14 protein-coding genes and 1 pseudogene are annotated in these 15,216 nt (G+C 68.4%); 6 read left to right on the top strand and 9 right to left on the bottom strand.

Annotated features, from left to right (window positions below; all coding sequences use genetic code 11):
• Positions 1-62 precede the first annotated feature (62 nt).
• Complete coding sequence (locus G6N51_RS20415) at positions 63-857, bottom strand: alpha/beta hydrolase (RefSeq protein WP_372510209.1); 795 nt, start codon at positions 855-857, stop codon at positions 63-65.
• On the opposite strand from G6N51_RS20415, the pseudogene G6N51_RS20410 reads away from it, so the two are divergent.
• Both G6N51_RS20410 and G6N51_RS20405 read left to right on the top strand, forming a co-directional pair.
• Positions 850-1,974, top strand: a pseudogene (locus G6N51_RS20410) (sigma-70 family RNA polymerase sigma factor). The gene G6N51_RS20415 and the pseudogene G6N51_RS20410 overlap by 8 nt on opposite strands.
• Positions 1,971-3,380: an alpha/beta hydrolase domain-containing protein gene (locus G6N51_RS20405; RefSeq protein WP_083175707.1), complete on the top strand. Its 1,410-nt coding sequence runs from the start codon at positions 1,971-1,973 to the stop codon at positions 3,378-3,380. Before G6N51_RS20410 ends, G6N51_RS20405 begins: the two are co-directional and overlap by 4 nt.
• Here the strand turns inward: G6N51_RS20405 and G6N51_RS20400 are convergent.
• A complete protein-coding gene (locus G6N51_RS20400; protein WP_083175705.1) occupies positions 3,377-4,510 on the bottom strand; it encodes an NAD(P)H-dependent amine dehydrogenase family protein in 1,134 nt (377 codons plus the stop codon). The genes G6N51_RS20405 and G6N51_RS20400 overlap by 4 nt on opposite strands.
• A gap of 105 nt (positions 4,511-4,615) precedes the next feature.
• On the opposite strand from G6N51_RS20400, the gene G6N51_RS20395 reads away from it, so the two are divergent.
• From G6N51_RS20395 to G6N51_RS20380, 4 genes are all read left to right on the top strand, one after another.
• Positions 4,616-5,440, top strand: a complete 825-nt coding sequence (locus G6N51_RS20395) for a MarR family transcriptional regulator (protein WP_083175732.1) — start codon at positions 4,616-4,618, stop codon at positions 5,438-5,440.
• A 21-nt stretch (positions 5,441-5,461) separates the two neighbouring features.
• Positions 5,462-6,196 (top strand): pirin family protein, encoded by a 735-nt coding sequence (locus tag G6N51_RS20390; RefSeq protein WP_083175703.1) that lies wholly within the window; start codon positions 5,462-5,464, stop codon positions 6,194-6,196.
• 26 nt (positions 6,197-6,222) lie between these two features.
• On the top strand, positions 6,223-7,614 hold the full coding sequence (locus tag G6N51_RS20385) for a YhgE/Pip domain-containing protein (protein WP_083175701.1): 1,392 nt from the start codon (positions 6,223-6,225) through the stop codon (positions 7,612-7,614).
• 79 nt (positions 7,615-7,693) lie between these two features.
• Positions 7,694-8,803, top strand: a complete 1,110-nt coding sequence (locus G6N51_RS20380; RefSeq protein WP_142275240.1) for a phosphodiester glycosidase family protein — start codon at positions 7,694-7,696, stop codon at positions 8,801-8,803.
• Here G6N51_RS20380 and G6N51_RS20375 read toward each other — a convergent pair.
• From G6N51_RS20375 to G6N51_RS20345, 7 genes are read right to left on the bottom strand one after another with little or no spacing between them, the layout of a single operon-like run.
• The gene (locus tag G6N51_RS20375) at positions 8,796-9,470 is read right to left on the bottom strand and encodes a YoaK family protein (protein ID WP_083175699.1); all 675 of its coding nucleotides are present in this window, start codon (positions 9,468-9,470) and stop codon (positions 8,796-8,798) included. The genes G6N51_RS20380 and G6N51_RS20375 overlap by 8 nt on opposite strands.
• 18 nt (positions 9,471-9,488) lie before the next feature.
• A complete protein-coding gene (locus G6N51_RS20370) occupies positions 9,489-10,196 on the bottom strand; it encodes an Mce protein (protein ID WP_083175697.1) in 708 nt (235 codons plus the stop codon).
• Complete coding sequence (locus G6N51_RS20365) at positions 10,163-10,717, bottom strand: mammalian cell entry protein (protein WP_083175728.1); 555 nt, start codon at positions 10,715-10,717, stop codon at positions 10,163-10,165. The genes G6N51_RS20370 and G6N51_RS20365 overlap by 34 nt, the downstream gene beginning before the upstream one ends.
• Entirely contained in the window at positions 10,714-11,688 is a 975-nt protein-coding gene (locus tag G6N51_RS20360) for an RDD family protein (protein ID WP_083175695.1), read from the bottom strand. The genes G6N51_RS20365 and G6N51_RS20360 overlap by 4 nt, the downstream gene beginning before the upstream one ends.
• Positions 11,685-12,506, bottom strand: coding sequence for an Mce protein (locus G6N51_RS20355; RefSeq protein WP_083175693.1), 822 nt, complete (start codon positions 12,504-12,506; stop codon positions 11,685-11,687). The genes G6N51_RS20360 and G6N51_RS20355 overlap by 4 nt, the downstream gene beginning before the upstream one ends.
• The gene (locus G6N51_RS20350; protein WP_083175691.1) at positions 12,476-14,026 is read right to left on the bottom strand and encodes a virulence factor Mce family protein; all 1,551 of its coding nucleotides are present in this window, start codon (positions 14,024-14,026) and stop codon (positions 12,476-12,478) included. Before G6N51_RS20350 ends, G6N51_RS20355 begins: the two co-directional genes overlap by 31 nt.
• Positions 14,020-15,183 (bottom strand): virulence factor Mce family protein, encoded by a 1,164-nt coding sequence (locus tag G6N51_RS20345; RefSeq protein ID WP_083175689.1) that lies wholly within the window; start codon positions 15,181-15,183, stop codon positions 14,020-14,022. The genes G6N51_RS20350 and G6N51_RS20345 overlap by 7 nt, the downstream gene beginning before the upstream one ends.
• Between the last annotated feature and the right edge of the window lie 33 nt (positions 15,184-15,216).

The following is a 15,216-nucleotide window of genomic DNA, read 5'->3' as shown; positions in this document are numbered from 1 at the left end:
ACCGCATCGTCGACGGCGCGGATCATATTCGCCAAACTACTCAAGCGATCCGACACTTTCCGTCAGAGGCGCGCGGTGATCCACGAGACCACGTCGCCCAGCACCTGCTCGCGCTCGGGTTCGTTGAACACCTCGTGGTAGAGCCCGGGATAGACCTTCAATTCGACGTCGGTGGAGCCCACGCACTCGACCAGCCGCCTGCTACCGGCGACGGGGATCAGGCGGTCCTCGGAGCCGTGCACCACCAGCAACGGCGCGGTCAGCGCCGGCGCGCGCTGCGGCATGGTCTCGCCGACCTGAAACAGGGCGCGGCCGATGCCGGCCGGGACCTTGCCGTGGTACACCAGCGGGTCGTTCTTGTAGGCCGCCACCACCGCGGGATCGCGGGAGATGGCGTCGACGTCGAGCTCCTGCACCGGCAGGCCGGGGACCAGCGCTCCGAGCACCCGGGCGGCCAGGACCATCAGCGGCGACACCTGATCCTGGGCCGCCACCGCGGGCCCCGACAGCACCATCAGGTCGTAGTTGTCGGGCCGTTCGACGCCATAGGCGAAGACGATGGCGCCGCCCATGCTGTGCCCGAGCACGACGCACTTGAGCCCGGGATGCTCCCGGGTGGCGATCCGCACCAGGCTGTCGAAGTCCGCGGTGTACTCGGAGATGTCGCGCACCAGCACCCGCTTGCCGCCCGAGCGGCCGTGGCCGCGATGATCCAGCGCGTAGGTGACCAGGCCCGCCGCACCGAAACGCTGCGCGACGTGGTCGTAGCGCCGGGCGTACTCGCCGAGACCGTGCGACAGCACGACGACCGCCCGCGGCGCCGTGTCGGGTGTCCAGACGTCGTAAACGATGCGCACGCCGCCGAACCCGTCGAAGTGCCGTTCGTCGCGGTTCACTGCACGGTCCTAGTCATTACGGGCAGCGTAATGGCTCCCGATGCAGGTCGCCCTGCCAGACACTGTCGTAGGCTCTCCCATCGTGGGGTTGCTTGCGCAAAACGCCGCCGAACTCGCCCCGGCGGTCGGCTCGGACTTCTCGGCACATGCCGAGCCGTACCGTCGTGAGCTGCTGGCGCACTGCTATCGGATGACCGGGTCGGTGCACGACGCGGAGGATCTGGTTCAGGAAACGTTGCTGCGGGCCTGGAAGGCCTACGACCGGTTCGAGGGCAAGTCGTCGATGCGCACGTGGCTGCATCGCATCGCCACCAACACCTGCCTGAGCGCGCTGGAGGGCCGGCAACGCCGGCCGTTGCCGACCGGCCTGGGCGCGCCCAGCTCCGACCCGACCACCGAGCTGCAGGAGCGCCGCGAGGTGCCCTGGCTGGAGCCGATCCCCGACCTGACGAACGACCAGGCCGACCCGTCGGTCATCGTCGGGTCGCGCGAGTCGGTGCGGTTGGCGTTTGTTGCCGCACTGCAACACCTTTCACCCCGGCAGCGCGCGGTGTTGTTGCTGCGCGACGTGCTGCAGTGGAAGGCGGCCGAGGTGGCCGAAGCGATCGGCACCACCACGACGGCCGTCAACAGCCTGCTGCAGCGGGCCCGTTCCCAGCTGGACGCCGTGGGACCCAGCGCCGCTGACGGGTTGGCGGCGCCGGATTCCCCCGAGGCCCAGGACCTGTTGGCCCGCTACATCGCCGCCTTCGAGAGCTACGACATCGACCGCCTGGTGGAGTTGTTCACCGCCGAGGCGATCTGGGAGATGCCGCCATACGCCGGCTGGTACCGGGGTGCGCACGACATCGTCACCCTCATCCATCAGCAGTGCCCGGCCGAGTCGGCCGGCGACATGCGCCTGTTGCCGCTGGTCGCCAACGGTCAGCCCGGCGCCGCCATGTACATGCGTGCCGGTGCGGTGCACGTGCCCTTCCAGTTGCACGTGCTCGACGTGCGCGGCGGCCGGGTGTCGCACGTGGTGGCGTTCCTCGACGAGAAGCTGTTCGCGACGTTCGGGCTGCCCGGTTCGCTGTGACGAATTCGCCCGAGATCACCCCCGTCCCCGGGCGGCCGCGTCTGCTGTTGGGCGCTTACGACCTCGCCGACGTCGGCTATCTGGCGAAGGAGTTCTTCGTGTCCGGGACGGCGGCGTCGTATGCGCCGACGGTGCCGCCGGGGCCGGACGCGCGGTGGAGCGTATCCCCTTCCGGCACCGCGGATTACACCACCAGAATGGCGGTCCTGACCCCCACGGATCCGGCACGGTTCAACGGAACGGCGCTGGTCGAATGGCTCAACGTGAGCGGCGGCATCGACGCCCCCGCGGTCTGGATGATGGCGCACCGGGAGATCGTTCGCGCGGGCTACGCGTACGTCGCCGTGTCCGCACAGCGGGTCGGCGTGGACGGCGGTGCGAGCCTGCTCGGCGTCGACATGTCGTTGAAGAATCAGGACCCGACGCGCTATGCGCCGCTGCACCACCCGGGTGACGCCTTCTCCTACGACATCTTCTCCCAAATCGGCGCGGCGCTCGGAAACGATGCGGGCACCGGCGTTCTGGGCGATCTGCGGGCCCAACGAGTGCTGGCGCTGGGCGAGTCGCAGTCGGCCATGTTCCTCACCACCTATGTCAACGCCGTGGACCCGGTGGCGAAGGCGTACGACGGCTTCTTCGTCCATTCACGATTCGGCCCCGCCGCGCCGCTCGACGGGAGTTCCATCTTCGACGAGGCGAGTGCACCGCACGCCGTCACGTTCCGCCCGGACCTGCGGGTGCCGTTGCTGACCATCATCACCGAGACGGACCTCTTCGGCGGCGCGCGGGAGGCCTATTACTTCGCGCGCCAGCCCGACAACCCATGGTTGCGGGTCTGGGAGATCCCCGGGGCCGCGCACGCCGACAACTACACCATCCAGGTCGCGCCGATCGACAGCGGGAAGGCACCGCTCGCGGACCTCGTCGCGGCGTACGCGCCGACCAACACGCTGATGGGCCAAGACCTTTCGCACGACATCAACTTCGCCCCACAACACCACTACGTGGCGCAGGCGGCGCTCGCGGCACTCGACGCATGGGCGCGCACGGGGGACCCCGCGCCCGCAGCGGAGCCCATGCGGGTGCGCGATGCCGATGGGCCGCAACCCATCCTGGACGACCACGGCCTGGTCCTCGGCGGCGTCAGAACACCGTGGGTGGACGTACCTGTCGCGCGGACCTCGGGGCTCGGCGGCGAGGAGAGCATCATGTCCGCGCTCTTTGGTTCCGGCGAGCTCTTCGACGCCGACACCTTGCGCCGGCTGTACCCGGGCGGGATGAGCCAATACCTGCAACGTTTCACCGCCGCGCTCGACGCGTCGATCCGATCCGGCTTCATCCTGGCGGCCGACCGGGCCGAGATTCTCGAGCTGGCCGCCGCGACGTATCCCGGCGACCGGTCCTAGAACAGCCGGCTGTCCGGCGGCGGCCCCGCCACCGGGCGGACCAGGCCGGCCCCGGTGATCAACGGCAGATCCAGCGCCGAGAGCAGCCCCGGCGGGGCCGCGCACACCGCGGGGATGGCGTTGACCATCCGCGAGGCGCCGGCGATGCGCGCGCCCAGGTCGTGGTCGTGGTCTTCGGCCATCTCGAATTCGCAACGCATGCTTGGGGATCCCTCGATCTCCACCCGGTAGAGGCCGCGTCCCGACGCCTGCCCGTAGCCGAGGTCCTTCGGGGGGACCGAGATGTGCGGCTGCGGCCAGTCCGGGGCGATGTCGTCGCGCATCCGGGTCACGTGGTCCAGGACGAAGGTTGGCTTGCCGCCGACGTATCCGGTCAGCGTGGACCGCATGGCCGCGATCGTCCCTGCCGCGATGTGGCCGGTGGGCGTGTCGAAGGACTCGGCGGCGGGCAGGCGTTCGTTGCTCTCCTCGATGTTGTCGATCTTGACGCCCAGGCCGGCGGCGAGCTGATGCAGGACCGGACCCCAGCCGAAGGTGAACACGCCGGGTTGCGCCGCGAACGCTTGGTATTCCGGAGGCCGGCCGAAGCCGAGGATCTCGTACACCGCGGCCCGGTCCGGGTACGTGGCGTAGTTGAACATCTCGGTCACCCGCACGGAATCGATGGCCCGCGAGACGCCGGTGAGCACCAGGGGCAGAACGTCATTGGCGAACCCGGAGTCGATACCGGTGGTGAGGAACGACGCTTCGCCGTCGAGCGCCGCCTGCCGCAGGGGGTTGGTGAACGCGGCATCGACGCCGTCGGGATAGACCAGCGGCACCACCGAACACGACAACACGTTCTTGCCCGCCCGAAGGATGGAGACCATGTCCTTCACCGCCTCCAGCGGCCGCAGGTTGGCGCCGGCGGCGTACACCACCGCGTCGGCGTCGCCGGCGAGCAGCGCCGCCGGGTCCTGGGTGGCCGCCACCCCGACCGGTGCGATCCCGCACAGCTCGCCCGCGTCGCGGCCCGCCTTGGCGTCGCTGTGTACGACGAGGTCGACCAGCTGCAACTCCGGGTGGTCGATCACGCCGCGCAAGGCGATCACGCCCATGGAGCCAGGCCCCCACACCCCCACGTTGATCACGCCAGTTCTCCTAATATTAGGACATATATAGTTACATTTTGGACGGATCGTAGGGAGGTGGACATCGGTACGTCAACCGTCAAATCGCCGCCCACCGCGCGGGTGATGGACGTGCTTGCGGCGCTTGCGGATTCACCGAGGGGGCTGACATCGGCCGAGCTGGCGAAGCGCTGTGCGATCAGCACCTCCACGTGCGCCCTGGTGCTGGCCGAGCTGGAAGGCCGCGCCTGGGTGGCGCGCCGCGAAGATCGTCGCTACGTGCTGGGCAGCGGCCTGTTCGGACTGGTGCACGGGCTGCGGGTGCAGTTCCCGCTGCTGGACCGGGGTCGCGGGGCCCTGCGCTTCCTGCACGACACGCTGGGCGCGGGCTGCTCGATGTCGAAGATCGGCGGTCGGCACCTGACCACCGTGGACGCGGTCGGGCACGGCACCGACGGCGGGCAGGCCGTCGGACAGCGCTTTCCCATCGACCCGCCGTTCGGCCTGGTCGCAATGGCCTGGCGCGGTGATGATTTCATCCGCGCCTGGCTGCACCGCGTGCTGCCGCGGCTGACCCGGGCGGAGATCGCGGAACACCAACGCGTCCTCGCCGACATCCGCGCCCGCGGGTACGGTGCCTGGCGGTTCGACGACACGCATCAGTCGCTGCACAGCCGGCTGGCGGACGTGCTCGCGTCGCTGGAGCCGACGGCCCAGGTCACCCGCCAGCTCACCACCCTGATGACGATGGTGACGCTGCAGTCGGTCACCGATTCACTCGAAACATCCTTGTCTGCAACAGAATTCGTGGTGCTTCCGATCTTCGGGCAGGACGGTCAGCCCGAGTACCAGATCGAGATCCACCTGGGCCGTTCCGCCGGGCTGACCCTGCCCGAGCTCGACGGCGCGCTCCGGCATGCCCAGGGGCTGCTCGCCGCGACGGCGGCCTGACCCGGTGATTAGGCTGGGCGGATGGCTGCCCACGTGGAGGTTCGGCGTGCGGCCGAGCGGGCCGTCACCACGACGCCCTGGCTGACCTCCCGACACTCGTTCTCGTTCGGTGATCACTACGACCCGGACAACACCCACCACGGGTTGCTGCTGGTGAACAACGACGACATCGTCGCGCCCGGAACCGGATTCGACATGCATCCGCACCGGGACATGGAGATTGTGACCTGGGTGCTGCAGGGTCAACTGGCGCATCGGGACTCCATGGGCAATCGCGGCGTGATCTATCCGGGTCTGGCCCAGCGCATGTCGGCGGGTAGCGGGATTCTGCACTCCGAGAAGAACGATTCGGCCACGGAGCCAGTGCATTTCGTGCAGATGTGGGTGGTGCCCGACGAGGCCGGCATCTCCCCGGGCTATCAACAGCACGAGGTCGGCGCGCAGGTGTTGGACGGCACCCTTGTGAGGATCGCCTCAGGCATCCCCGGCCGGCCCGGGGCCATCACCTTGCAGAACCACAACGCCGCGCTGCACGCCACCCGGTTGCGGACCGGTGCCACCGTGCCCCTCCCACGGGCGCCTTACCTGCATCTCTTCGTCGCGCGGGGCGCGGTCACCTGTCCAGGAGTCGGTGGTCTGCAGGAGGGCGACGCCGTCCGGTTCACCCACGCGAGCGGCGGGCGGGTGACCGCGAGCGAGCCGTCGGAGCTGCTGGTGTGGGAGATGCACGCAAAGCTGGGGGCGCCAAGCCCATAGAGTGGGCGTGACAGACAGGAGCCGGCATGTCTCAATCGCGGCCGCAGCACGCGGCGCCCAATCCCAACCGGAACATCAGAGCGGTCCGCACCGTGCGGTTTTGGGCCGCGCCGCTGGTCATCACGCTGGCCCTGATGTCGGCGTTGTGCGCGCTTTATCTCGGCGGCATCTTGAACCCGATGACCAACCTGCGGCACTTCCCGATCGCCGTGGTGAACGAGGACGCGGGGCCGGCCGGCGCGGAGCTGACCGGCCGCTTGGTCAACGGCCTGGACAAGAACAAGTTCGACGTCCGCGTGCTCCGCCGCGACGCGGCCAGGCATCAACTGGACACCGGCCAGGTGTACGGCTCGGTGCTGATACCGCCGAGCTTCTCGTCGAAACTGCGGGACCTGGGCGCCAGCGCGGTGCTGCCCGGCCCCGCCGAACGGCCGGTGATCACGATCTCGACGAACCCCCGGGCCGGCACGCTCGGCGCCAGCATCGCCGGCCAGACCCTGAACATGGCGATGGGCGTGGCCAATGGCGAAGTGGGCGAACGGCTTCTCGCCCAGGTCAAGGCGCAGACCGGCGGCGCCCCGCTCGCCGGGGCCGCCGAAGAGGGCCTCTCCACGCCGATCGAGATCGAGTCGACCGTGCACAACCCGCTGCCCAACGGCACCGGAAACGGGCTGTCGGCCTTCTACTACGCCCTCCTGCTGCTGCTCGCGGGCTTCACCGGCAGCATCGTGGTCAGCACCCTGGTTGATGCGTTGCTCGGTTACGTACCGGCCGAATTCGGCCCGGTGTACCGCTTTGCCGAGCAGGTGAGAATCTCGCGCTTCCAGACCCTGCTGCTCAAGTGGGCCATCATGGTGCTGCTGGGGCTGCTCACCTCGGCGGCCTATCTGGCGATCGCCCACGGTCTCGGCATGCCGATCGACCTCGGCTGGCAGCTCTGGGCCTTCGGGGTGTTCGCGATCGCGGCGGTGGGCATCACGTCCAGTTCGTTGCTGTCGGTGCTGGGCACGGGTGGCCTGCTGGTCAGCATGCTGATCTTCGTGATCCTCGGGTTGCCGTCGGCCGGCGCCACGGTGCCGCTGGAGGCCACGCCACCCTTCTTCCGCTGGCTCGCCGAGTTCGAGCCCATGCACCAGGTCTTCCTCGGCACTCGGTCGCTGCTGTACTTCAAGGGACACGCGGACACCGGCATTTCGCAGGCGCTGCTCATGACGTCGATCGGCCTCGTCATCGGACTGCTGCTGGGCGGGATCGTCACCCACCTCTACGACCGCAGGGGGTTCCACCGGATCCCGGGTGCGGTCGAGATGGCGATCGCCATGGAACACCAGGCCCAGCACCAGGCCCGCCAAAGCGGCAAGCACGAGCGCACGGGCGTCACCGAGACTGAGGCCGAAACCTCAAGCGAGCAAACGTAATTCGAACGCCACCCGAGCGTCACCCACCCGTTACCCAGATTGACACTGTGACGGATGTGACTGATGATGTTTGTGTTGCATCCAGATCAGGGCGGAAAGGGCGATCGTGCTGACCCGACGCGCCAGCTTGCGCCGGCTGGTAGCCGGCTGCACCGCCATGGTTGCGTGTGTCGCCCTCGCCAGCAGCACGGGCCAGCCGGTGGCGCACGCCGCCGACGGCCGCGATCTGCTGGCCAACGCCATCAATACCACCAAGGGTTCCTACCTGGTCTATAACTTCGGTCCCGGTCACCCCACGCCTATGCTCAACGCCGGCGGCAACTGGTACGAGATGAACAACGGCGGCCACCTGATGATCATCAAGAACGCGGCGGGCCGCCTGTCGCCCCACCTGCTGGTCGACACGCACCGGGGCGATCAGGCGCGCTGCGAGAACAATCCCGGTGCCCGCACCGGCGAGGGGCTCTGGCAGGCGTCGGAACTCTATGCGCCGCTGCAGGCGTGGCAGCGGATGGGCCAACCGACGATCGCGATCAACGCCAACTTCTTCGACGTCCGCGGGCAGAAGGCCGGTTCGTGGCGCCAGACCGGCTGCAGCTCCCCGCTGGGCGCCTTCGTCGACAACACCCACGGCCAGGGCCGCGCCAACCAGGCCGTCACCGGCACCGTCGCCTACCCGGGCAAGCAGGGCCTGTCGGGCGGCGGTGAAAGCTGGAGCGCGCTGACGACGATGATCCTGCCGTCCGGCGGTGCGCCGTATGTGGTGTGGCCGCGGACCAAGAACGACTACGACTCCGCTACTCCGGTGGTCGAGGACCTACTGAACAGGAACGAGCGGTTTGTGGCGGTATCGGGGATCGGGCTGCTGGCGCCCGGCCAGACCGGACAGCTGCACGACGGCGGACCCAGCGCCGCCCGAACGGCTTTGGCGTACTCGCGGCAGAAAGACGAGATGTACGTCTTCGAGGGCGGCAGCTACACACCGGACAATATGCAGGACCTCTTCCGGGGCCTGGGCAGCGACAACGCCGTCCTGCTCGACGGGGGCGGCTCGTCGGCCATCGTCTTGCGCCGCGACACCGGCGGCATGTGGGCCGGCGCGGGCTCGCCGCGGGGGTCGTGCGACACCCGGCAGGTGCTCTGCGACTCGCACGAACGGGCGCTGCCCAGCTGGCTGGCGTTCAACTAGGCCGGCCGAAGCGGAAGATCAGCAGGCTGGCCACCACCACCGCCGCCGTGACGGCGAACACCGGCGCGACCACGAATCGTGACATCGTCGCACCCAGGAAGGCGCCGGCGCACATCGTCGACACGACACCGAGACGCAGTGCCTGACGGACGCCCGTGCCGCCGGCCAGGCGGCTGTCCAGGCCGAGACTGACGATCGTGGACGTCAGTACCGTGGTGGACAGTTCCTGAATGCCGAACTGGCGGGCGCTGGAGTGCTGCAGCCCGAACGTGACCGCCAGCATGCCGATCATGACCAGCTTGGTGTTGTCGTGATAGTGCAGCACCCCCGCGCCGGCCAGGAGCGCCAACGCCACCAAAAGGCCGATCTCCGTTGCCAATACGGTGGTGATCCACCGCCGCGTCCGCTCGGCGAAGTGCCGCGCCATGCGGCCACTGAGAATCGTCGTGCAGACGAAGGTCGGCAGCGCCACCACGACCGCGGTCAGGTCGATACTCGTCCTCGGAGCCAACCAAAAGCCAAGAAAGATAACGTTTCCCGTCATGTTCGCGACGAACACATGGCCGAGCACCAAGATACTGATCGAGTCGGCCAGGCCGGTGGCGAACGTCAACAACAGCAGTGCCGCGACGGTCGAGCGCTCCGACACCGGTGAGGTAACGGCCATGGGTCGTCGCGAACCGCGCTAGACGTGCGGCGTCAGGTCCAGCGACGTGATGGTCGTCATCCTGGTCACCAGCCAGCGGCCCTTCGCGCGCTTGAGGAACAGCCGGTAGGACAGGTACTTCAGCGACGGCACGTTCTTGGTCAACGGGCTGGTGGACGTGGTGTTGGTGTACACGATGACGACGGCGTTGGTGTCGTCGATCGATTCGACCGCCGCGCCGGTGACGTCGGTGTGATTGGTGATCTTGGCCTGCTTGTTGGGGGCCACGATGGCGTCGACGAACTTGCGGTACTGCGCCTCGAAGTCTCCACTGAGATAGCGCGACGCGCGGTCGGCGAGCGTGTCCATGTTCTCGGGCGTGTACGTCCACAGCGTGGTGATCGCGTCGGCCGCGGTCCGCGCGACCTTGAGTTTGGTCGCCGCGGCCGCACGATCGGCCAGATACGGCTGCACCGTCGCGCCGGCGAACGCCGCGGAACCGACGAACAGCATGGCCGCGACGACGACGGTGATGGCCAGCCGCTTGCCTGCCAGCCACTTGCGTTTCTTGCGTCCGGCGGGCTGCGCGCCGGCGGCATCGGCCTCGCTTTCGTCGGAGGTGGATTCCGCCGCGGCCGAGGCGCCTTCGTCGGTGTCCGGCGAGTCCGCGCCCTCGTCGGCCGCCGCCCCCTCCGGCGCGAGCTCGTCGGCGGCTAGATCACCTGCTGCAGGTTGCTGATCTTCCACTGCTTTCCTTCCTGCGTGGCGGTCGCCGTCCACCGATTCGCGTTTTGCCAAACTTGTTTACCGTCAGGAGATTTGGTGCTGACCGCGGTGGCCACGATGACGGTGGCGCTGCCATCGTCGTTCCATCGCTCCACCCCCGCGTCCAGGACGGTGCCGGTGGCCGGCTCGGCGCGCGCCACCTGCAGCAAGATCTCATTCGCCTTGTCCCGGTACTCCTTGGCGAAGTCGCCGGTCGCCTGGGCGAGCACCCGCGTCACGTAGTCATTGGCATGGAACGGGTCGATGGAGGTGAATTGCGTCATGAATCCGGTCACGTAACTGAGCACCTCGCGATTCTTCGACGCGGCGAGCTCGCGGGATTCGTGGTCGACGAGCATCAGGCTGCACGCGGTGATCGCGGCCGCCGTGCAGAGCGCGGCGATGGCGCTGGCCCACGGTAGGCCCCACGGCCGCCCCGGCGGCACCGGCCGCGGGACCAGCAGCGGTTCCTCGCCCGGTGCAAACCTGCGGCGCGGGCTCATCTTCCGCCCCCGGGCGGTGGTTTGGGCTTGGTGAGCACGGTGAGATCGTCGACCAGCCAACGGCCGCCGCCGGCTTTGGCGAAAGTCACCCGAACGGTGGCGGAGATGTAGCGTTCGTCGGGCGCCGCGCCGCGCCGCCCCTGCATGAACATGAGCATCGTCGCCCGGTCCGGTGACGCGGACTGGATCGCGTGGTCGGTCACCCAGTATTCGTTGATGACGGGGTTGCCCTTCTGCACCGTGTCCTGCTGGGCGGCCAGTTGCGCCCGGTATTTGTCGGTCGCCAACGACAGGGCCCGCGCGAAATCGTCGTGCAGTGATTTGGGGTTGTAGGTCAGCATCTGAGCGACGATCTTGGGGCCCTGGGTGTCCAGCTCCGCGCGGGTTCGGTCGGTGGCCCGATCCGGGGCGAACACCGCCCCGTAGCTCATCGCGGCACCGGCGACGGACAGTCCCGCCGCGCCCAGCGCCACTACCGCCGTCCACTTCCCAGCGTCGAAGCTCCGTTCGGCCGTTTCCCGACGTCGCACCTCGGTGCGCAGCAGCATGTCGGCGAACGTGCGGCGACCCGAATCCCACAGCGGCCAAAGCCATCCCACCACCGATATGGTGTCGAGCAGGTGCGCCAGGTCCCGTATCAGCAGCCCCCACGGGCCGATGGTTTCGCCGTCGCGGCGAGCGACCGCGATGCCGAACAGGCCGCGTCCCAGGCTCGAGCCGGTGACCGTCGGGAGCAATGACCGGTTCACCAACATCAACAGGATGGCCACACCACCGACCGAAACACTCACCCACCACCACACACCACCGAACGGAACGGTGAAACAGGCCAGTGCCATCGTCGCCACCACCGCGGCGCCCGGCAGGACGTCAACGGCGAGCGCGCCGGCGCGAAGATGCCACGGCGCCAGAGCATTCCGTGGGAACTCCGCGACGGCCAGGGCCGATGGCTTCTCGACCACCACCGTCACTTCGTCACCTGGTCGAGCTTGGCAATCTTGTATTGCCCTTCGGCCATAGCCATTTTCACCCGCAGGCGGTAACCGGTCTCGTTCTGCGTCTGATCGTTGGCCACCTTCACGCGGACCGCCACCAGCACGTCGACGGAACCGTCGGGGTTGTCGCGTTCGACCGCCGCCCGCATGTCGGACACCTGGACGTGGACGTTGGCGGCCTGATAGGCCTGAACGAGCATGCTGGTGTAGAGCAGGGCCTGCGAGCGGAAAGCGTCCGTGCCGCAGTCGATGATCTTCTGCTCACTCGCCGCCATCGCGTTGGTGTCGGGCGCCTGGGTCGCCGAAACGCAGTCGACCGCCGCCTTGAGCGCCGCGGCGTCGTTGCGGGCGATCGCCTGGCTTTCGTGGTGATAGCGCAAGGCGAAGTAACCGCCGGCGCCGACAGCCGCGGCGCACACTACGAGCGCCGCCGCGATGCCGGCCAGCCAGCCGCGGCCCAACCGCGACGGACGACGCTCGGCGGCCTCGCCGGGCACGGCCTCGGGTTCCGCCGGCTCGGCTGACTCCCGGGGCTCGGCCGGCTCGGCTGCGTCCTCGGGTTCCGCCGGTTCCGCCGCGCGCACTTCGGCCGTCGACGGCTCTTCGGCCGTCAGCTCCGGGCCCGTCGGTTCGGTCGCGTTCTCGGGCTCGGCCGACTCCTCGGCCGTCGCCTCGGGATTGGTCGGTTCGGCGCCGGCCGCCGGATCCTCATTCTTCGGACGCCGCCTGCGCAGACGACGAAACTTCGGCATCGGTGGGGGGTTCAGCCGGCTGGCGCCAGCATCTCCTTCCATCCGTCGTCTCCTGTTCTGGCCGAGTTCTCGACGGAGTATTTAACCCCGTCTGGCCCAACCAGTTCACCGCTTTGGGGACTGTAGATCGCCGCGGGCGACCCGTTGGGGGTGTAGACACACGGGTTGGGCTGCTGGCCGTTGCACTGCACGGTACCGGACCCGGGCCGCGACAAAGGATCGCTGGTCGGGGGAGGCGTCCCCGCGACCCGGTCCGAGGGGGCCGGGTTCAGGCCGGTGTCGATGGACGGCGCCGGGATCACCTGGCCCGGTTTCACCGGCTGGTCACAGCGCGCCGCCGGGGCGGGGCAGGTCAGGATCTGGTTGGGGTCGCCGTACCAGGGGTTGGTGCCCGCCGGCACGTAAGGCTTGGGGTCCCGGCATTCCCGCGGGGTGGCCGCCCGCTTGCCCGCAATGTCCGTACACGGGATGTTGCGCGACCCGCGCACGCTGTTGGCCGGGGTGTCCATCGGGATCTTGCAGTAGGTGCCCGACGGCAGCGGCTGAATGCTGGTGTCGGCCGGCGACCGCCACTCCGACGCCGGGATGAACCCGGTCAGACACGGTGGCGGCTGGTTGATCGACAAGGCCAGGTCCAGTGCGGCCATGTTGGGGAACGGCGCCGCCACCGTCTGGGCGATCGACGCGCCCTGCGGCAGGAACACCAGGACCTGCTCGACGCCGGTGTGGTAGCGCTTGAGCAGGTCGAACACCACCTCGAGGTTCGCCAGCGTCTGCGGCAGCGAGTCCCGCACGTCGTTGAAGACGTCGTTGACCTGGTCGGCCGTCGGCGCCGCTTGGCGCAGCACGCTTTTCACGTGCTGGTCCTCCCGTGCGGACTGCGCGCCCAACCTGTTGAGGTTGCGCGCCCAGCGTTCGATGGCATTACCCGACTGGACCTGGCTGTCCAGGACCCCGCCCGAGTTCTGGATGATGTCGTTGACGTCGGTGATGTTGGTCTTGAAATCGCCGACGATCGCCTGGGTGGAATCCACCAGGCGCTGCAGGGCGGGACCCAGCCCGCCCACGGATTGCGCCGTCTCGTCGAGCAATTGGGCGATCTTGTCCTTGGGCAGCACGGAGAGCCCGCGGTTGGCCGTGTCCAGCGCCGGCCCGATCTCGGCGGGCACCGTGCCCTTGGTGATCGTCTGACCGTCCGACAAGAACTTGCCCGGGTGCCCGGTCGACTCGAGGTCCAGGTACTGCTCACCGACCGCCGACACCGAGTGCACGTTGGCCGTCGCGTCGGTCGGGATCTTGTACCGGCTGTCGATGCTCATCGTCGCCTCGGCGCCCCGCTCGGTCGGCTCGACGTCGGTGACCTTGCCGATGGTGACGCCGCGATACGTCACGTTCGCCGTCGGATACAACCCACCCGACGCCGGCAGCTCCGCCTTCAGCGTGTACCGGCCAATGCCGACCAGGCTCGGGATCTGCAGGTAATACACCCCGAGCACGAGCAGCGAAATGACCGTCAAAATCCCGAACGCGACCAGCTGGCGTCGGATGAAAGGAGTCAGCAATTCCTGTCCCCCCTTTCCACCAGCGGACCACCGGGCGCGTCATTGGGGTTCGGCGTGTAGCGGACGTCGGGAATCATCGTCTCGGGATCACGCCCGAACGACTGCTCGAGCGCGCGCAGCGCCCCCGACAACCCGGTACCGGTGAGGAACGCGTTGTCCACGGAGCTGTAGGTCACGTCGAGCGTCAGCGAGATGTTGATGTAGTCGCCGCGGAAGATCTTCGGCACCGTGTCGATGTCGAACGGCTGCGTCAGGATCAGCTTCAGCGCGCCGATCAGATACGGCGAGGCGCGGCCCAGCTCCTTGAGCGGACATTGCAGCGCCTGCAGGTCGGTGTGCAGCGGCCCGCGCGCCTCCGACAGGTACTGGTCGGCCGCCTGGCTGAGCCGTCCGACCGCGTCGACGGCGTTGATCAGCAGGTTCTTGGTGTCGGCGAAATGCTTGACCAGCGGCGGGATGTCGGTCAGCACCCGGTCGAGCACGTCGGCCCGCGCCCCCACGTAGGTCAGCAGCCTGTTGGTCGAGTCGATCGCATGGGTGATGTCGTCGCGCTGCTGATTGAGCTGGCTGGTGAAGGTGTCCAGCTTGCCCAGGAACGACCGGATCTGATCCCCCCGGCCGTTGAAGATGTTGTAGACCTCGTTCTGCAGCACCTCGAGGTTGGGGATACCGCCGCCGCGCAGGATCAGCGACAGGCTGGCCAGCGTCTGCTCGGTGGTCGGATACGCCGAGGAATTCTTCAGCGGGATGGTGTCGCCGTTCTTCAGCAGCTCCTGCGACGGGTTCGGCGGCGAGGCCAGCTCGACGTGCTGAGAACCCAGCAGCGAGGTCTGGCCGATCTTGGCGATCGCGTTCTTGGGCAGCTTGACGTTCTTGTCCACACCCAGCGTCAAGGTGGCGACCCAGTTCTTCAGCTGGATGGACTTGATCGACCCGACGTACACGTCGGCCACCATCACCTTGCTGTTGCCGTTGATCGCCAACGTGTCCGGTACCTGGACGTAGATCGTCATCGCCCCCGAGCCGCTGCCCGGGCCACCGGGGATCGCGACATTGGAGATCCCGCGCCAGCCGCACGAGCTCAACACCAGCGCGGCCACCAGCAGGACCAGCGCCTGCCAGGACCCGCGGCGGCTCAACCGAAGCGCGCGCCTCACTGCTTGATGGTTCGGCTTGCTCCTCGCGCGTCC

The sequence above is a fragment of the Mycobacterium paraseoulense genome (genome assembly GCF_010731655.1).
Taxonomy (GTDB): Bacteria; Actinomycetota; Actinomycetes; order Mycobacteriales; family Mycobacteriaceae; genus Mycobacterium; species Mycobacterium paraseoulense.
Note: the sequence above shows the minus strand (reverse complement) of the source record. Positions and strands in the feature narration are given on the sequence as shown.